This is a genomic window from Microbacterium sp. NPDC090225 (genome assembly GCF_044772365.1).
In the GTDB taxonomy this organism is placed as follows: Bacteria; Actinomycetota; Actinomycetes; order Actinomycetales; family Microbacteriaceae; genus Microbacterium.
Map to the genome: position 1 here is coordinate 295,103 of NZ_JBIVYS010000002.1, position 16,844 is coordinate 311,946.

Annotated in this window: 18 protein-coding genes and 1 tRNA gene; 3 read left to right on the forward strand and 16 right to left on the reverse strand. The window is 70.1% G+C overall.

Annotated elements, in window-relative coordinates; all coding sequences use genetic code 11:
* Positions 1–23 precede the first annotated feature (23 nt).
* From ACIQTT_RS15355 to idi, 10 genes are all read right to left on the reverse strand, one after another.
* On the reverse strand, positions 24–518 hold the full coding sequence (locus ACIQTT_RS15355) for a hypothetical protein (RefSeq protein ID WP_402791951.1): 495 nt from the start codon (positions 516–518) through the stop codon (positions 24–26).
* 34 nt (positions 519–552) lie between these two features.
* Positions 553–626: transfer RNA gene (locus tag ACIQTT_RS15360), tRNA-Arg, on the reverse strand.
* Between the two features lie 65 nt (positions 627–691).
* On the reverse strand, positions 692–2,878 hold the full coding sequence (locus ACIQTT_RS15365; protein ID WP_402791954.1) for an MMPL family transporter: 2,187 nt from the start codon (positions 2,876–2,878) through the stop codon (positions 692–694).
* A 41-nt stretch (positions 2,879–2,919) separates the two neighbouring features.
* The gene (locus ACIQTT_RS15370; RefSeq protein ID WP_402791957.1) at positions 2,920–3,810 is read right to left on the reverse strand and encodes a prenyltransferase; all 891 of its coding nucleotides are present in this window, start codon (positions 3,808–3,810) and stop codon (positions 2,920–2,922) included.
* Positions 3,807–4,163, reverse strand: a complete 357-nt coding sequence (locus ACIQTT_RS15375) for a lycopene cyclase domain-containing protein (RefSeq protein ID WP_402791960.1) — start codon at positions 4,161–4,163, stop codon at positions 3,807–3,809. Before ACIQTT_RS15375 ends, ACIQTT_RS15370 begins: the two co-directional genes overlap by 4 nt.
* A complete protein-coding gene (locus ACIQTT_RS15380; protein WP_402791963.1) occupies positions 4,160–4,507 on the reverse strand; it encodes a lycopene cyclase domain-containing protein in 348 nt (115 codons plus the stop codon). The genes ACIQTT_RS15375 and ACIQTT_RS15380 overlap by 4 nt, the downstream gene beginning before the upstream one ends.
* Entirely contained in the window at positions 4,507–6,105 is a 1,599-nt protein-coding gene (gene crtI / locus ACIQTT_RS15385) for a phytoene desaturase family protein (RefSeq protein WP_402791966.1), read from the reverse strand. The genes ACIQTT_RS15380 and crtI overlap by 1 nt, the downstream gene beginning before the upstream one ends.
* On the reverse strand, positions 6,102–6,998 hold the full coding sequence (locus ACIQTT_RS15390; protein ID WP_402791969.1) for a phytoene/squalene synthase family protein: 897 nt from the start codon (positions 6,996–6,998) through the stop codon (positions 6,102–6,104). Before ACIQTT_RS15390 ends, crtI begins: the two co-directional genes overlap by 4 nt.
* Entirely contained in the window at positions 6,995–8,074 is a 1,080-nt protein-coding gene (locus tag ACIQTT_RS15395; protein WP_402791972.1) for a polyprenyl synthetase family protein, read from the reverse strand. The genes ACIQTT_RS15390 and ACIQTT_RS15395 overlap by 4 nt, the downstream gene beginning before the upstream one ends.
* A gap of 2 nt (positions 8,075–8,076) precedes the next feature.
* Entirely contained in the window at positions 8,077–8,598 is a 522-nt protein-coding gene (gene idi, locus ACIQTT_RS15400) for an isopentenyl-diphosphate Delta-isomerase (RefSeq protein WP_402791975.1), read from the reverse strand.
* 79 nt (positions 8,599–8,677) lie between these two features.
* Between idi and ACIQTT_RS15405 the strand changes: the two genes are divergently transcribed.
* Positions 8,678–9,307, forward strand: coding sequence for a MarR family winged helix-turn-helix transcriptional regulator (locus ACIQTT_RS15405; protein WP_402791978.1), 630 nt, complete (start codon positions 8,678–8,680; stop codon positions 9,305–9,307).
* Positions 9,308–9,352: 45 nt separating this feature from the next.
* Here the strand turns inward: ACIQTT_RS15405 and ACIQTT_RS15410 are convergent, their stop codons facing one another.
* From ACIQTT_RS15410 to ACIQTT_RS15420, 3 genes are all read right to left on the reverse strand, one after another.
* Entirely contained in the window at positions 9,353–9,703 is a 351-nt protein-coding gene (locus ACIQTT_RS15410) for an Lsr2 family protein (protein WP_402791981.1), read from the reverse strand.
* Between the two features lie 105 nt (positions 9,704–9,808).
* A complete protein-coding gene (locus ACIQTT_RS15415) occupies positions 9,809–10,666 on the reverse strand; it encodes a LuxR C-terminal-related transcriptional regulator (RefSeq protein ID WP_402791984.1) in 858 nt (285 codons plus the stop codon).
* Positions 10,667–10,785: 119 nt separating this feature from the next.
* The gene (locus tag ACIQTT_RS15420; protein WP_402791987.1) at positions 10,786–11,310 is read right to left on the reverse strand and encodes a methylated-DNA--[protein]-cysteine S-methyltransferase; all 525 of its coding nucleotides are present in this window, start codon (positions 11,308–11,310) and stop codon (positions 10,786–10,788) included.
* Positions 11,311–11,486: 176 nt separating this feature from the next.
* Between ACIQTT_RS15420 and ACIQTT_RS15425 the strand changes: the two genes are divergently transcribed.
* Positions 11,487–15,206 (forward strand): AAA family ATPase, encoded by a 3,720-nt coding sequence (locus tag ACIQTT_RS15425; protein ID WP_402791990.1) that lies wholly within the window; start codon positions 11,487–11,489, stop codon positions 15,204–15,206.
* 8 nt (positions 15,207–15,214) lie between these two features.
* Complete coding sequence (locus tag ACIQTT_RS15430; protein ID WP_402791993.1) at positions 15,215–15,439, forward strand: hypothetical protein; 225 nt, start codon at positions 15,215–15,217, stop codon at positions 15,437–15,439.
* Positions 15,440–15,509: 70 nt separating this feature from the next.
* On the opposite strand, the gene mscL is transcribed toward ACIQTT_RS15430, so the two are convergent.
* The 3 genes from mscL to ACIQTT_RS15445 are packed head-to-tail and all read right to left on the reverse strand — an operon-like array spanning position 15,510 to position 16,842.
* Positions 15,510–15,935 carry a large conductance mechanosensitive channel protein MscL gene (gene mscL / locus ACIQTT_RS15435; RefSeq protein ID WP_247624962.1) on the reverse strand — a complete coding sequence of 142 codons (426 nt, stop codon included), beginning with the start codon at positions 15,933–15,935 and terminating at the stop codon, positions 15,510–15,512.
* 22 nt (positions 15,936–15,957) lie between these two features.
* Positions 15,958–16,230 carry an FmdB family zinc ribbon protein gene (locus tag ACIQTT_RS15440; RefSeq protein ID WP_400444100.1) on the reverse strand — a complete coding sequence of 91 codons (273 nt, stop codon included), beginning with the start codon at positions 16,228–16,230 and terminating at the stop codon, positions 15,958–15,960.
* A gap of 15 nt (positions 16,231–16,245) precedes the next feature.
* Entirely contained in the window at positions 16,246–16,842 is a 597-nt protein-coding gene (locus ACIQTT_RS15445; protein ID WP_402791997.1) for a 5-formyltetrahydrofolate cyclo-ligase, read from the reverse strand.
* Positions 16,843–16,844 lie beyond the last annotated feature (2 nt).

The window sequence follows — 16,844 nt, forward strand, 5'->3', positions numbered from 1 at the left end:
AGAAGCGCCTCAGACGACGCGGCTCAGAGGAAGTAGTCGAGCGTGAGCTTCGCGAGGATGCCGATCGAGCCGAGGACGATCCCGATGATCGCCATCGTCGTGTGGGCGCCGTTCGTGGCCAATCCCTGACGACGTGCCGTCGACTGCGCGCGCAGGGTGAACACGCCCATCCCGATGCCGATGAATCCGGCGATCCAGGGCAGGACGATGATCGAGACCGCTCCGGCGACGACCGAGATGATGCTGCTGGTCTGCGGTGACGTCTGCTTTCGCCCCGCGGGCGCGGGGGCCTGTCCGGGATAGCCGTAGGGGGCGACCTGCTGCGGGGGCTGGACCGGCTGCGGGGGTGTCGAGTACTGCGGCACGACCGGGGGTGCGTACTGCGGCGCGGGCGGCGGTTGGTAGCCGAGCGGGCTGGCCGTGGGTGCCGGGGGAACGGGCGGGACCGACGCGGCCGGCGGGACGCCCGGGCCCGGTGCGGGCGGCGGAGCGTACGGGTTCTGCGTCGGATCGGTCATCGTCGTGTCCCCACTCGTCGTCGGATGATCAGCGTGCCCTCGACAGGATTCGAACCTGCGACCTGCCCTTTAGGAGAGGGCTGCTCTATCCTGCTGAGCTACGGGGGCCTGGTGTCCAGTCTAGCGACCGGATACGACAGGCCCCCGAGGTGCAGTGGAGGCTCGGCGGAGTGTCAGTCCAGGCCCTGGCGCCACAGCTTCGACGGCCACCAGATCTTCTTGCCGATGTCGTAGGCGAGAGCGGGCACCAGCAGCGAGCGCACGATGAACGTGTCGAGCAGCACCCCGAACGCCACGATGAACGCGAGCTGCACGAGGAACAGGATCGGGATCACCGAGAGCGCGGCGAACGTCGCGGCCAGTACGAGACCGGCCGAGGTGATGACGCCGCCCGTGATCGACAGGCCGCGCAGCACGCCCTCGCGCGTGCCGTGCGCCAGCGACTCCTCGCGCACACGCGTCATCAGGAAGATGTTGTAGTCGATGCCGAGGGCGACGAGGAAGACGAAGCCGTAGAGCGGCACGGCGGGGTCGGCACCGGGGAAGTCGAAGATGCCGTTGAAGACCAGCGCCGAGACGCCCATCGCGGTGCCGAACGACAGCACCGTCGTGAGGATCAGCAGCACGGGCGCGAGGATCGAGCGCAGCAGCATCATCAGGATCAGCATGATCACGACGAGGATCACCGGGATGATGAGGTTGCGATCGTGGATCGACGCGTCGTTCGTGTCGATCGCCGTGGCCGTCACACCGCCGACGAGGGCGTCGATGCCGGTGAGCTCGGCGCGCAGGGAACGCACGGTCTCGGCTGCGGCATCCGAATCCGCGGCGTCGGTGAGCGTCGCCTGCGGCAGCACATCGCCCGAGATGACCGTCGGGTCGGGGGCGGGGGTTCCGGGAGGGCCGACCGCGACGATGCCGTCGGCCGTGATGCTCGCGGTTCCACTGGGGGAGTCGGATGCCGTCACCGCGACGCTGTCGACGCCGTCGTTCGCGAGCAGTACGTCCGCGGCATCCTGCAGCGAGTCCTCGGCGACGATCACGTAGGCCGGGCTGCCGGAGCCACCCGGGAAGTGCTCACCGAGCGCCGCCTGGCCGTCGCGCGCCTCGGACTCGCCGAGCACGAGATCGGACTGCGGCACGCCCACCGCGTTCAGCTGAGTGATGCCCGCCGCGCCGGCGAGCAGCACCAGCGTCGTGACGATCCAGATCACACGCGGGCGACGGGTGATGACCCCCGCGAGGCGCGCCCAGAGGCCCGTGGTGCGCATGCCGTGCTCCTCGGCGACGACCTCCGGCTCGAACCGCGGACGTCGCGGCCAGAAGACCGCGCGGCCGAAGAGCAGCAACAGGGCGGGCAGCAGGCTGAGCGCGGCGAGCATCGCGAACACGATGCCGATCGCCGCGACCGGACCGAGGGTGCTGTTCGACTTGAGATCGCTCAGCAGGAGGCACAGGAGACCCGCGATCACCGTTCCGCCGGAGGCGACGATCGGCTCGAACGACCCCTTCCACGCGGCCATGACGGCTGTGCCCTTGTCCTCTGCGATGCGCAACTCCTCGCGGAAGCGCGCGACGAACAGCAGCGCGTAGTCGGTCGCGGCGCCGATCACGAGGATGAAGAGGATTCCCTGGGTCTGACCGCTCAGCAGCAGGATCTCGAACTTCGCGAGCCACCACACCACCAGCAGGGCGACGCAGAGCGCGAAGAGGCTGGTGGAGAGCACCACGAGAGGTAGCAGGAACGAGCGGTAGACGAGCACGAGGATCACCAGCACGGCGAGCAGGGCGACACCCAGCAGGAGCCCGTCGATGCCCGCGAAGCCGGCGGCGAGGTCGGCCGTGAATCCGGCGGGGCCGGTGATGTACACGCTGACCCCGTCGGGTGCGGAGGAGCGCAGCTCGTCGCCGAGCTCGACCGTCACGTCCTTCAGCTCCGCGTCTCCGCTGATCGGGATGAACGCCTGCACCGCGTATCCGTCGTCGGAGACGAGCGCGGGCGAGACGTCCTCGCCGATGCCGTCGAGTGAGGGGGTGTCGGCGACGGCATCCGTGATCGTCGAGATCTCGGCATCCGTCAGCTTCGTTTCGGACGTGAACACCGCGATCGCGGGGATCTCGTCGCTGTCGCGGAACTCACCCAGCAGCTCCTGCACCTGGGTGGCGTCCGCCGACTCGGGGAGATACGTCGTCTGATCGTTGGAGGAGACCTCGTCGACCTTGCCGAAGAGCGGACCGCCGAGCGATGCGCCCACGAGCCAGACCAGGATGAGCGCGACCGGCAGGAACACGCGCACCCAGGAATGGCGGCGCGAGCGTTCGCGGATGGTCGGCGTCGTGGCGCGGTCGGAGAGGGGCATGGTCGGGCCTTTCGGGTGGTGCGGGTGCTGCGAGAGGACGGTCAGGAGACCCAGGCGAGGATGAGGATCATCGTCGCGAGGAAGCCGGCGAAGTAGTTGAGGAAGATGAAGCGGCGCCAGGCCCGGTTGGTCGCGCCGGAGTCGTCATCGCTCACGCGCCACCAGGGCGCGGCGTTGATCAGATAGGGGAGCGCGAGCAGAGCACCGAGTGGCCCCGGCCAGGCCGTCAGCAGCATCAGGATGCCGGCGAGCGCCCACAGCCCCAGCGAGAGGCGCACGGTCGCGGCGGCACCGATCACGGTCGCCACCGAGCCGATGCCCGCTTCGCGGTCGGGGCCGACGTCCTGCACCGCGCCGAACGCGTGCGCCGCCATGCCCCAGAGGAAGAAGGCCACGAGCACGAGCACGATGTCGCGTGAGACGCCCGACCCCGCCAGGGCCAGTCCGACGATCGCCGGGGTCACGAAGTGCAGGCTCGATGTCACCGAGTCGAGGAACGCGCGCTCCTTGAAACGCAGGCGCGGCGCCGAATACGCGACCACCGCGAACACGCTCACCGCGAGCCACACGGTCGACGCGGCATTCCCCACCACGACGAGGTAGATCAGGAACGGGATGTTCGACGCCGCCGCCGCCCACAGCGTCGGACGGTGCATCCGCGGGGCGAGGAGTGCGCCCTCGATGCCGCCCTTGCGCGGGTTGGCGAGATCCGAGGCGTAGTCGAACACGTCGTTGATCCCGTACATGGCGAGGTTGTAGGGGATCAGGAAGTACACGAACCCGATCACGAGCGTGAGGTCCAGCTCGCGCGTCGTGAGCAGATACCCGGCGGCGAACGGGAACGCGGTGTTGATCCAGCTGATGGGGCGCGAGGAGAGCAGGATCTGCCCGAGGTCGCGGGCGAGCGACGGGCGGGCGGCGGGGGCGCTCATGCGCGGGTCCTGTCAGAGGAAGGGGCGCCGTCCACGGTTTCGCCCGGAGCGGTGCGCCGCGAGCGGAGCAGCGCCCACAGCGCCGGCAGAAGCACAGCGCCGGCGAGCGGATACGCGAAGTCCTCGATCGGGGCGAGGCCGATGTGCACGCCGAGAAGCTGCGTCCCGGCGTAGTGGAAGAGCTCGCTCGCGATCATGATCGTGTCGAAGACCGCTGTCAGCGTGAGCAACACGAGGACGGTCAGGGCGACGGCACCGGCGTGCGGCCCCCGACCGCGGGCGAGGAGCGTCAGGGCGATCGCGAGCACCACGGCGGCACCGAGGAACCACGCGGCGAGCTGCAGGTAGGTCATCGCGCCTCCTCGCTGCGCGCCGGACGAGCGCGGCCACGTGTGAGCAGGCGCGCCGCCCCGGTGTAGACGACCATGGTGCAGATCACCAGGAACGTGAGGAAGACCGGCTCCTCGAGCGGCATCTCGGGAGCGAGCACGATGCCGGTCGCGATCGCGCTCTCGCCGCGGTAGAAGATCCCGGTGACGATACCGAAGACGTCCCAGATCAGGAAGAACGCGAGACCTGAGATCGTGACGACGGTCGCCGCGACCGCATCGCGCCAGAAGAACAGTCGGAAGCGCCGGTCCAGCAGCAGCATGCAGCCCGTCGATACCAGCAGGGCCGCCAGGTACACGAAGCCCATCAGCGCGCCGTCGATTCACGAGGAGCGCGCGCGGGCGTCGGCAAGGGGCCGGCGGAGTGGTCGCCACGGATGCGCTTGAGCACGATCTCGGCGCTGATGAGGCACATCGGCACGCCGACGCCCGGTGCCGTCGTGGCCCCGGCGTAGTAGAGGCCGCGCACCCGTTTCGAGGCGTTCTGCGCGCGAAACATCGCGCTCTGCGACAGGATGTGGGCCGGACCCAGCATCCCCCCGCTCCACGAGTGGTAGTCGTCGCGGAAGTCGGCAGGGCCCTTGGTCTCGCGCACCACGATCCGCTCGCGCAGGTCGGGGATGCCCGCCCACGTCGAGACGAGGTCGATCGCGGCATCGGCGGCCCGCTCGATCGTCGCCGATCCTGCGCCGTCGGCACCCCCGTGACCGAGGTCGGGGTCGGCGGGGATCGGCACGAGGATGAAGAGGTTCTCGTGGCCTTCGGGTGCGACCGCATCGTCGGTCGCGCTCGGGCGGCAGACGTAGGTCGAGGCGGGGGAGGGGATGCGCCGCTCGGACCCGAAGATCGCGTCGAAGTTCGCATCCCAGTCGTCCGTGAAGAACAGGGAGTGATGGGGGAGCTCCGGGAGTGCACCGCGCACTCCGAGCATGACGAGCACCGCGCCCGGGCCGCTCGTGCGCCGCGTCCACCAGGACTCGGGATAGCTGCGCTGCTCGGCGGGGAGGAGCGCCGTCTCGGTGTGGTGCAGGTCGGCACCGGACACCACGATGTCGGCGTCCTCGACGTGGCGTTCGCCCGCGGCATCCGTCCATTCCACACCGGTCGCCCGCGTCGCCCGACCGCGGCCGGTGGTGCGGATGCCGGTGACCTCCGCCTCCGTCACGATGTCCACGCCCGCCTCGCGGGCCAGCGCCTCGATGCGCTGGGCGACGCCCCAGAACCCGCCCTGCGGGTAGCTGACGCCCTCGTCGAGATCGAGCGCGCTCATCAGGTGGTACATCGCGGGGGCGCTGCGCGGATCGGTGCCGAGGAAGACCGCCGGGTATCCGAGGATCTGCCGGAGCAGCGGGTCGCGGAACCGTCGGCCCGCGAAGGACTGAAGCCGAGTGCCGAGGAGGGAGAACAGCCGCGGCGCGGCCTTCAGCACCTCGCCGGTCGTCAGCGTCGTCAGCCGGGTGAAGGGGTTGTAGAGGAAGTACTTCTCGGCCATCGACGTCGCATGGTGGGCCGAATCGAGGTAGTCGGACAGGGCGCTCGCTGCACCCGGCTCGCGCGACTCGAACAGCCGGGCGACGGCGTCGCGCCCCGCCGGCACCGTGACCTCCGAGGTCACCGCATCGCCCTGCGGCTGGCGGAACACGCGATACCCGGGGTCGAGCGGCACGAGGTCGAGCTGTTCGGCGGCCGACGTGCCCATCATCGCGAACCAGTGGTCGAACACCTCCGGCATCAGGTACCAGGAGGGGCCGGTGTCGAAGCGGAAGCCGTCGCGCTCGATGCTGCCGGCCCGCCCGCCGATCTGCGCGTTCTTCTCGAGGACCAGCACCTCGTGGCCGTCACGCGCGAGCAGGCCGGCCGTCGCGAGGCCCGCGACGCCTGCTCCGATCACCACGACCCGGCTCATCGGGGCTCCACCGCGGTGACGAGCACGGAGCGCGCGGCGAGCAGTGCCTTCAGCGGGTCGGGCACGCGTACGCGCCGTCGGTAGAGGTCGTCGACCGGGGTCTTCGCGACGCGTCGGGTGAGCGCGGCGAACAGGGCGAGGGCGCTGCGCACGGCGGCGCGCGCATCCTTCGGGAGCAGCGGGATCGAGGCGCGGGCATCGTCGAGCTGCCTCTCGACGGTCGCGACCCAGGTGTCGCGGTCGGCGTCGGTGAGACGTTCGGAGGTGCCGAGGTAGCTGCGGCGCAGTCGGTCGGTGTCGTCGGCGAGATCGCGCAGGAAGTTCACGTTCTGGAACGCGGCGCCGAGCTGGCGTGCGCCGTGCTCGAGCGTCTCGCGCTGCGCGGGCGTGCGCTCGGCGTCTCGCAGGAACACGCGCAGGCACATCAGGCCCACCACCTCCGCGGAACCGAAGACGTACCGCGCGTGGGCATCGGCGTCGTACGAGGCCGCGGCATCCGCCGTCGGGATGTCGGCGCGCATCGAGTCGAAGAACGGCTGCGTGAGGTCCTCCCCGATTCCGCACGCGCGCGCGGTCTGCGCGAAGGCGTGCAGGATGAGGTCGCTGCTGTACCCGGTGCGCAGAGAGCGGTGGGTCTCGGCGATGTACGACGTCAGGGCGTCGGCCTGCGCCCCGGCGTCGAGTCCCGCCTCGGCGGCCACGCCGTCGACGATCTCGTCGGCGATCCGCACCATCGCATAGATGTTGCGGATGTGCTGACGGTGTCGGGGGCCGAGCAGTTTCGTGGCCATGCCGAACGACGTCGAGTAGGCGCGGATCACCCCGGCGGTGGCGATCTCGGCGGTGCGGCTGAACCGGCGCAGGGACTCGTCGCCCCCGGGCGCGGCGGTCACGATGCGCGCCCCTGGATACGCGCGATCAGGGTGCGGATGCTGTCGACGACATCGCCCGAGACGATGTGCGCGGACTCGATGTCGACCGCGACCGCGGATGCCGCGGCGAGTTCGTCGGTCACGAGGCCCTGTACGAATCGTTCCGCGCCGCAGTCGCGCAGGTGCTCGCGGATGCGCACGGCCCCGTGCTCGTCGAGAACCGCAGAGCCGAAGTGCTGTCGGATGTGGGGCCACGCGGTCGTCATCCGCGCGTACGCGATGATGGCCGTCTCCTTGCCCTCGCGCAGGTCGGAGAAGGCGTCCTTGCCGTGCACCTCGTGGTCGCCGAACACGCAGAGCAGGTCGTCCTGCAGCTGGAAGGCAAGACCGAGATGGCGGCCGATCATGGCGAGGTCGTCTTCCAGCTCGACCGAGGCGCCGGCGAGGATCGCCGCCGCGCGCAGGGGGAGCGAGAACGAATACGTCGCCGTCTTGTAGGTGCTCATCTCGAGGATCGTACGGAGCTCGGGTTCGATGATCCCGTCGCCCAGGCCGACGTCGATGTGCTCCCCGGCGACGGTCTCGACGATGGTGTGCTCGACCAGATCGAGCAGACGCAGGCGCGCGGCGGTCGAGACGCGAGCGCGGGCGAAACCGAGCACCGAGGTCGCCAGCAGCAGATCACCCATCAGGATGGCGCTCGAACGGGCCCAGTGGAGCTCGGAGTCCTCGCGTCCCCGGCCCGTGGCCGCGGCGAGGGTGCCGATCAGGTTCGGCTGCCGCCGGCGCACGAGATCGCCGTCGATCACATCGTCGTGCAGGAGGAAGGCATAGTGGAGCAGCTCCACCTCCGCCGCGATCTCGATGGCCGTCGTCTGGTCGACTCCCGCGCCGGATGCCGTCAGCGCCCGATGCATCTCGAGGAGCAGGCGGGGACGGATCATCTTGCCGCCCATGGCGTGAGCGGCGGCGGCGCGCCAGAGCGCGGCGAACGGCTCTCCGTAATTCTCCGCGGCCGTTCCCCGCTCGAGGAAGCGCTGACGCAGCGCTTCCTCGACCCGGATCCCGAGTTCGTCCTGTGTCGCGACGGCCGCCATGATCAGAGTGCGCCGCTCTCTCGGAGTAGCAGGAGCTGTTCGACGAACCAGGGGCTGAAGGCGAAGGGCGTTCCGGCGACGGCCGCGGCGACGTCGGCGGCATCCGCCCACGCCCATTCCGCGACCTCGTCCACGTGGGGCGAGAGATCGCCCTCGAGTCGGGCGACGTAGACGGGGCACACCTCGTTCTCGACGATGCCGCTCGCGTCGACCGCGCGGTACCGGTAGTCGGGGAGCGCGAGGCGCAGGTCGACGACGCTCGCGCCGAGTTCTTCGTGGGCACGGCGGTGCACGGCATCCGCGATCGCCTCACCGGGGCGGGGGTGCCCGCAGAAGCTGTTCGTCCAGACGCCCGGCCACGTCTTCTTGCCGAGCGCGCGACGGGTGACGAGGATCTTCCCCCGCTCGTTCAGGAGGTGGCAGGAGAACGCGAGGTGCAGAGGGGTGTCGGTGGTGTGGACGTCGCTCTTCGGCAGGGAACCGATCGCGGTTCCGTTCTCGTCGAGAAGGGTCACGTCGTCCATGGCGTCCTCTACAGGTCATTTCACTAGCTTGGCGAGTAATTAACTTAGCATGAAATAGATCGTTGTGTAACATGATCGCATGGACACTGCACCCGGCACTACCCCGAAGACGGGGTCGCCGGTCGACGGTTCGCGATCGGATGCCGCGGCCGACGGGCTGAGTCACGCGGCGATCTACGACGTCGAGGCGAGCGACCCGCGCGGTGCGCTCATCGATCGCACGGGTGTCGCGCCGGAGGATCTGCAGCAGATCGCTCTCGTGATGGGGGCGCTCGGAGAGTTGCGTGAGGCCGAGCAGAAGCTGTCGCGCGCATCGCGTCGCTATATGCAGCTCAACGAGACCGACATGCGCGCGCTGCATTACCTCATCGTGTGCGCCAATCGGCACGCGATCGCGACGCCGGGTGGCATCGCGCAGCATCTGGCGATCTCGACCGCGTCGACCACCAAGTTGCTCGACCGTCTCGAGAAGGGCGGGCACATCGTGCGCTCGCCGCATCCGACCGACCGTCGGGCGCTCGCGATCACGATCACCGAGGAGACCCGGCACGCCGCGATGCAGACGGTCGGTCGTCAGCAGGCGAAACGGTTCTACGCCGCGGCCCGACTCGCGCGCGAGGAGCGCGCGGTCGTCATCCGCTTCCTCGAGGACATGACGCAGGAGATCGCCCTGCCCGATGAGGCGTGGGCGACCGATCACAACGAATGAAGGCTCCCCCGGAGGAGAGCCTTCATTAATTTCGTTCGTGCGCGATCAGTGCGCTTTGTTGTATGCCTCGATGACGGGCGCGGGAATTCGTCCGCGCTCCGAGAGCGAGTATCCGTTGTCATTCGCCCAGGCGCGGATGGCCGCGACCTCGGGGTTGCGCGCGGGGCGCTTACGGGCGGAGCCCGAGGAGCTGCGCGGGGAGCTCGCGGAACCCGCACGACGCCCGGCGGAGATGTAGGGCTCGAGTGCCGTGCGGAGCTCCGCGGCGTGCTCCGAGTTCAGGTCGATCTCCCACGCGGTGCCGTTGAGGGAGAAATGAACGGTCTCTCCTTCGCCGATCTCCAGGACGCTGCCGTCGATATCGTCGACCAGCTGATGCACAATTCGTCTCGCCATGTGTGGGACATTACTCGTCATATTGAACGGGGGCAAACAATTCCGCGGCGTTTCCTTTTGCGTACAGCAATGAATGCAACCGGAATTCCGGTGTGATTTAAGCGTTCAGGGCAGGAGTCCCGCGCGCCGGGCTCGGGCGACAGCGGAGTGCCGGGTCGACGCGTCGAGTTTCGACATGGCGGTGCCGAGGTAGGCCTTCACCGTTCCCTCTCGGAGGCCGAGCTGCGTCGCGATCTCGGCATTCGTGGCACCGAGAGCGGCGCAGGAGAGGACGTCGGTCTCGCGCGGGGAGAGGCGAACCACGGGCGACGGGCCCGTCGAGGTCGGTACGTGCTCACCCGAGAGGGCGAGCAGGCGCCCTTCGACGCGAGCGAGTCGGGCGCGAAGCTCGTCGTCGTCGATCGAGGCCGCGATGCTCCGGAGATCGGCGAACGTCTCGCGCAACTGCTCCTGCTGACCGGCCTGCAGAGTGGCGGATGCCGGGGCGCCGGCGCGCAGTCGGCGCTCGACCTCCTCGCGGATGCGCAACTCGTCGGCGACCGACTGTGCGACCTGCATGGCCGGGGCGGTCGTCACCCCGCCGATCTGCTCGTCCTCCCAGGCGCCCGCGTAGAGCACCCCGCGGGAGCGCCCCGCCACGACGATCGGAACCGCCAGGAGGGTGCGCAGCCCCTCTCCGAGCACGAAGACGTCGTAGTCGTGCGTGATCTGCTGAGAGGAGCCGTAGTCGCTCGTCATGCGCGGACGGAGCTCCATCATGGCTCGCCCTCCGAGCCCCCGCTCGGGCCGAACCCGCAGCCCGTCGAGGCTACGGGTGCGGTTACCGACGATCGTCGTCACGTGCACGACACCATCGTCGAGGAGGCCGCCGAAGGCCACGGGGAAGCGGGTGCGGCGGGCGAGCTCCCGCACGGCGCGGGCGATGAGCTCGGTGTCGGATTCGGCTCCGGTCGGAGTGCTCACGGCCACCTGCCTTCCGTGTGACGGCGCCGTTCCCGCCACGCCGCGAGATTACCACCGACGCCCTTCCGGCGCGGGTCCCGACGGCCTACTCGGCGGGACCCGCGCCGATCCTGTTCGCGCTAGGTGCCCGGCCCGCCGGATTCGAGGTCGAGGAGGAACCGCTTGCGTTCGGGGTGCGCTCCGTAATGCCCGGGAGAGCCGTCGGAGCGGATGACCCGGTGCACGGGCACGATGACCGAGAACGGGGTGACGCGGCACGCCGTGCCCACGGCGCGGGCCGCGCCCGGGTGGCCGGCGAGGACGGCGACCTCGCCGTAGCTCAGGGTCTCGCCCCACTCGATCGCGCAGATCGCCTCGAGCGCTCGCCGATGGAAGCCGTCGACGAGGCGCCAATCGAGGGAGAGATGCTCGTCGAACCGGATCGGTGCGCCGTCGAAGTACCGGCCGAGGAGGTCGGCCAGCTCGTCGGCCGCGCCCGGATCGGGCTCGGGGATCTCCCGCAACTCCCGCGTGACGTTCTCGAGGAGCCACGGGACCGAGGGGTCGTCGGACTCGGACAGATCGAAGCGCACGATGCCCTCGTCGGAGAACACCGCGAGCGCATCGCCGAAGGGCGTGGGGGCGAAGTCGTAGCGGAAGGTCATGCGTCCATCCTGACGCCCGCCGACCGCCTGCCGGGTGGCGCGGTCCACGAACGGGGGAGAGCCCCACTCGACGCACGACGGTGCAGAAGGAGTTCGCCGCGGCATCCTCGACCGGAATTCCGCGAAACCCGCCCGGGATACCGGGCGTCGCGCCCGGCGCGCTTAGTGTGTGAGATGTGTGGCGACGGGAAGGCAAGACGGTAGAAGACGCGGGAGCGGCGCTCGCCGTGACCCTCGGCGACCTTCGGGCCTCGTCGACCGGTGTCATCGTGACCCACGCCGCCGAAGGCGAGCGCTCTCGACTCCGCGGAGAAGCGGCCGATCTGGGTGGCCCCTCGCCGTTGACCAGCTTCCGCGACGGAGCCGAGTCCGGCATCGACATCTCCAAGGCGCACCCCGGCAGCCTGCCGCAGTTCATCACCGGCAAGTCGACGCTGCTGTCGAACCTCTTCCGCGACGAGGTCGGTCTGCGCACCGCACGTCTCGCTGCCGAGCGCATCACCGCGAAGAACACCGAGCTGCGCACCGTGCGCGGCATCGAAGCCGTGCACCTCGCCGTCGGCGTCGCCCGCTGGCGTATCGGGGGAGCGGTCTTCGCCGCCCCCGTGCTGCTGCGCCCGCTCGCGATCCGCCGCCACCACTCCGACTACGAGCTGAAGCTGCAGGGGGCGTTCGAGGTCAACCCCGAACTCGTCCGCATCGCCCGCGAGCACTTCGGCATCTCGATCGACGCGTCGACCCTGGCGTCCCTCGCCTACGACGGCGGGATCTTCAAGCCCCAGCCGGTCATCGACAGTCTGCGTGCGATCACCCGCACGATCGACACGTTCTCGGTCGAGCCGCGCCTGGTGGTGTCGACCTTCGCCGATGTCGCCGGCTCCATGTCGCGCGACACCCGCACGCTCGACCACCAGGTGCTCAACGCCCTCGCCGGTCACGTCGGTGACCGCGAGCAGGTCAGGGCCCCGCGGGCCACGCCGCACTTCACTGGTCCGGACGACCGCGCCCCGGCATCCGACACCCTGCTGCTCGATGCGGATGCCGAGCAGGAGGCCGTGCTCTCACGGATCGCGGCGGGCCACTCGCTGACCGTCGCGACGCTGCCCGGCACCGGCGGCACGCAGACCGTCATCAACGCGCTGGGCGAGCTCGTGCGAGCGGGCCGCCGCGTGCTCGTCGTGTCGGCCCGTCGTTCCACGCTCGACGGCGTGCGCCACCGCCTCTCGGGCATCGGTCTCGACAGCCTCGCGATCTCGCCGGCGAGCGTGCGCCGCGACCTCGTTCGCGCCATCGGTCGCAACGAGAAGGCGAGCGCTCCCAAGGTCGGCGAGGTCGACGACGCGCTCGTGCGGCTGCGCACGGTGCTGCGCGACTACCGTCACGCGCTCACCTCTCCCGTGCCGGGGATGGATGCCTCCGTACTCGAGGCGACCCGTCACCTCACCCGTCTCGCCTCGCTGCCGACGCCGCCGTCGACCACGGCGCGACTCAGCAACGAAGCCCTGCGGCGTCTCGCCGGGGATCGCGGGCCGGCCGCGGCCGCCCTCGCCCAGGCCGCACGTCTTGGCGAGTTCCGCTTCGGTCCCGACGATTCGCCCTGGTACGGCGTGACCTTCACCACGACCGAGGCCGCACGGGCCGCGCACGACCTGGCGGGCCGCCTGCACTCCGACAGTGTTCCCGCGCTGCTCGAGCGCGGCTACGAACTCATCGCCCAGACGCACATGCGCCCGTTCTCGACCATCGACGAGCTCGGCGACTACCTGCGACTGCTCGAGGGCATCCGCGACTCGCTCGACCGTTTCAGCCCGACCGTCTTCGAGCGCCCCCTCGGCGAGCTGATCCAGGCGCACGGCTCCCGTCGCGATGCGCCCGGGATGTCGTCGGCGAACCGCCGCCGACTGCGTCGCCTGGCGAAGGAGTACGTGCGCCCGGGCGTGCACGTCACCGAGATGCACGAGGCACTGCTGCGTATCCAGGCCCAGCGCACGCAGTGGCAGCGATGCGTCGACGCGGGTGTCGCCCCCGAGATCCCACTGGGGCTCGGCGAGGTCGCGGCCGCCTGGCAGCGCGTCGAGGCCGAGCTCGCCGAACTCGACGCCGCTCTCGGCCGCCGCGAGCCGCTGGCGACCCTGCCGGTGGCGCGCCTGGTGCGCACGCTCGCCGGTCTCGCGGCGAAGTCCGACGTCTTCGAGAACCTCGTCGAGCGCGCCGAGCTGCGCGACGAACTCGCCCTCCTCGGCCTCGAGCCGCTGCTCACCGACCTCTCGGTACGCCATGTCTCCGAGTCGCGCGTGGGCGACGAGCTCGAGTTCGCCTGGTGGCAGTCGCTCCTCGAGCGCGCCCTGCAGGACAACCGTGCCCTCCTCGGCGCGAACACCGCGGTCGTCGATCGTCTCGAGCGCGACTTCCGTCTCGTCGACGAGGCGCACGCCGCGATGGCCGGACCTCTGCTGGCCTGGCAGCTCGCCAACCAGTGGAAGATCGCGATCGTCGACGAGCCGCAGGAGTCCGCGAACCTGCGCCGTGCGCTGACGCAGAGCGCGACGACGTCCGCCGAGGTCGTGAGCGCCGCCCCGACGCTGGTCTCCACGCTCGCTCCGGTCTGGATCTCGTCGCCCTACCTCGTTCCCGAGATCCCTGACTCCGTCGAGTTCGACGCGGTGCTCCTGGTGGATGCCGCGGCGATCAACCTCGCCGAGGCCGCCCCCGCGATCCGTCGTGCCCGCCAGGTCGTCGCGTTCGGAGACCCGGTGACCCAGCGCCCCTCGCCGTTCCAGATCGCCGTCGACCCGGATGACCTCTGGGAGCCCGAGGTCGAGTTCGACGAGACCTCGGTGTTCGAGCGCCTCTCGGAGCTGCTCCCGGTGATGACGCTCACCCGCAGCTACCGCGCCGGGGGAGAAGATCTCGCCGAGCTCATCAACGATGCTTTCTACGGCGGCGAGATCGTGTCGCTGCCCTGGGCCGGGTCGTACCTCGGTCGCGGAAGCCTCACGGTCGACTACGTCGAGGGCGGCACGGGAACCCCCGACCCGATCTCGGGTGCGGTCGAGAGCCCCGACGCCGAGGTCGCCCGTGTGGTGACCCTCGTGGTCGAGCATGCCGTGCACCGCCCGTCCGAGTCGCTCATGGTCGTGACCGCCAGCGCCCGCCACGCCGAGCGCGTGCGCGCCGCCGTCACGGCAGCCTTCGCCGGTCGCTCGGACGTCGCCGACTTCGTGGGGCGCGACACCGCCGAGCCCTTCGCCGTTCTCACCCTCGAGCAGTCCGTGGCCGAGAGCCGCGACCGCGTGATCTTCTCGCTCGGCTTCGGCCTGACGAAGCACGGCCGCGTGCTCAGCGATTTCGGTGATCTCTCGACGCCCGACGGCGAGCGACTGCTGACGGTCGGCATGACGCGCGCCCGCCGTTCCATGGTGATCGTGTCGTCGATCCGGCCGTCCTCGTTCGACGATGGACGCCTCGAGCACGGGGCCGCGACGCTCATGTCGATCCTCGGCGGCCTGGCCGCCCGTGCCCGCGACGCGCGCCTCGAAGACCTCGCCGACCCGTTGACCCTCGCGCTCGCCCGCGAGCTGCGCCGGCTCGGAGCATCCGTCGACGTGGACTACCGCGGTCTGCTGCCGCTGGTCGCGCAGCACGGCGGCAAGGCCGTCGTGATCGAGTGCGACCCGGAATCGCGCGGCGACTCGCTGCGCGAGACCCTGCGTCTGCGCCCGCACGTGCTGCGCCGACTCGGCTGGCACTACGTGCGCGTGCACGCCTTCGACCTCTACAGCGACCCGGCCACGGCGGCGACGCGGATCGCCTCGGTGCTCGGCATCTCGCCGTCGACCGCGCGCGCCGAGAACGACACGCAGCCGCTCGACCTCGACGACGGCGCGAACGGCTGACCGAGCGGATGCCTGAGGATGCCTCCTCGGAGGATGCCGAATCGGATGCTCCGCGGCAGCGCGTCGAGCGTGTGCCGGGTTCCCGCCGCGCGCGCCTGACGCCGGTGGCGGGGAGCGATCCCGACCCCGAGAGCGGTCCCGAATCGGTCGCGACAGACCGGAAGCGGCGCCCGAACGGCCCCGCGGGTCCCAACGACGACCGCATGATGCAGGACGTCCCGCCCCACTACTGAGCGTTGTGCGACGCTGCGGAGCGGAACGGGACGTCCGGTGCGGCTGCGGTTGCAGCGAGGGGCGTGTCCGTCAGTCGCGGGCGTTGCTCTTCGCGAGCAGGTCGCGGATCTCGACGAGCAGCTCGGCCTCGGTCGCGGCGGCCGGCTCCTCCTCGGGCTGCTCCGCGGAAGTGCCCTTGCGTGCCTCGACGTGGGCCTTGAAGGTGTTCATCGGCAGGACGAACACGAAGTACACGACGAGGGCGACCGCGAGGAAGCTGATCACGGCCGAGATGAGGTCGCCGAGCGGGAACGTGACCGTGTCGCCGTAGATGTTGGTGACCTGCGGGCCGAAGCCGCCCATTGCGTCGGCCTTGAAGAAGAGGGCCACGAGCGGGTTGATGACACTGGCGACCACGGCGTTGACGATCGCGGTGAACGCCGTGCCGATGACGACGGCGACCGCGAGGTCGATGACGTTGCCGCGGAGGATGAAGTCCTTGAATCCTTTGAGCATGCGAACCTCCGAGTGGTGGGGATCAGGATGAGGTCGGGCTCGACGCGGGCGCGGGGGCGCTCGTGCTCGTCGACTCCTTCTTCGATGATGTCGAAGCATCCGATGATCCGCCACTCTTGGCCCGCGAGTCCGTGCGATAGAAACCGGAGCCGTTGAAGGTCACGCCGATCGATCCGTACTGCTTGCGCAGGGCGCCGCCGCACTCGGGGCAGACGGTGAGCGACGCGTCGGCGAAGCTCTGCACGGCGTCGAAGCGGTGGCCGCACGACGTGCAGGCATAGGCGTAGGTGGGCATGGTGTCCTCAGGGGGTCAGCGTCGCGTCTGCGACAGGGAGAGGGTCTGCGTCGGCGTCACGATGCCGTCGACCGGCTGGTCGTGCACCTCGCGCGGCAGGGAGTCGAGTATCTCGGAATCATAGATGACCGCATATACGGGCGGGCATTTCTCCATCGACCCGATGGTCTTGTCGAAGTATCCGCGGCCCCAGCCCATGCGCATGCCCGAGCGATCGACCGCGGCGGCGGGCACGATCATGAGATCGACGTCGTTCACGGCGATGGGGCCGAGCACCTCGCCGGTCGGTTCGGGCAGGCCGAAGAGCCCCTCGGCGACGTCGTCGTCATCGTTCGCGACGGCCCAGTCGAGCAGTCCGTCGGCGCGGGTGACGGGGAGGAGCACGCGGATGCCGCGGCGCACCGCCCGGGTGACGAACTCGCGCGTGCCGGGCTCGACGGTCGCCGAGAGGTAGCACGAGATCGATCGCGCACCGAGGCTCTCGACGAGTTCATCGAGGCGTTCGCCGATCGAGGAGGCGGCGGCGTCGCGTTGCGCGTCGGAGAGGAGCGCCCGGCGTTCGCGGAGCTCGGCGCGCAGTGCGCGCTTGGCGTGCTCGACCTCGTTCGACATGG

Coding starts and splice junctions, on each gene's coding strand:
- ACIQTT_RS15355 (WP_402791951.1), bottom strand. CDS start 518: ATGACCGATCCGACGCAGAACCCGTACGCTCCGCCGCCCGCACCGGGC.
- ACIQTT_RS15365 (WP_402791954.1), bottom strand. CDS start 2,878: ATGCCCCTCTCCGACCGCGCCACGACGCCGACCATCCGCGAACGCTCG.
- ACIQTT_RS15370 (WP_402791957.1), bottom strand. CDS start 3,810: ATGAGCGCCCCCGCCGCCCGCCCGTCGCTCGCCCGCGACCTCGGGCAG.
- ACIQTT_RS15375 (WP_402791960.1), bottom strand. CDS start 4,163: ATGACCTACCTGCAGCTCGCCGCGTGGTTCCTCGGTGCCGCCGTGGTG.
- ACIQTT_RS15380 (WP_402791963.1), bottom strand. CDS start 4,507: ATGGGCTTCGTGTACCTGGCGGCCCTGCTGGTATCGACGGGCTGCATG.
- crtI (WP_402791966.1), bottom strand. CDS start 6,105: ATGAGCCGGGTCGTGGTGATCGGAGCAGGCGTCGCGGGCCTCGCGACG.
- ACIQTT_RS15395 (WP_402791972.1), bottom strand. CDS start 8,074: ATGGCGGCCGTCGCGACACAGGACGAACTCGGGATCCGGGTCGAGGAA.
- idi (WP_402791975.1), bottom strand. CDS start 8,598: ATGGACGACGTGACCCTTCTCGACGAGAACGGAACCGCGATCGGTTCC.
- ACIQTT_RS15405 (WP_402791978.1), top strand. CDS start 8,678: ATGGACACTGCACCCGGCACTACCCCGAAGACGGGGTCGCCGGTCGAC.
- ACIQTT_RS15410 (WP_402791981.1), bottom strand. CDS start 9,703: ATGGCGAGACGAATTGTGCATCAGCTGGTCGACGATATCGACGGCAGC.
- ACIQTT_RS15420 (WP_402791987.1), bottom strand. CDS start 11,310: ATGACCTTCCGCTACGACTTCGCCCCCACGCCCTTCGGCGATGCGCTC.
- ACIQTT_RS15430 (WP_402791993.1), top strand. CDS start 15,215: ATGCCTGAGGATGCCTCCTCGGAGGATGCCGAATCGGATGCTCCGCGG.
- mscL (WP_247624962.1), bottom strand. CDS start 15,935: ATGCTCAAAGGATTCAAGGACTTCATCCTCCGCGGCAACGTCATCGAC.
- ACIQTT_RS15440 (WP_400444100.1), bottom strand. CDS start 16,230: ATGCCCACCTACGCCTATGCCTGCACGTCGTGCGGCCACCGCTTCGAC.
- ACIQTT_RS15445 (WP_402791997.1), bottom strand. CDS start 16,842: ATGTCGAACGAGGTCGAGCACGCCAAGCGCGCACTGCGCGCCGAGCTC.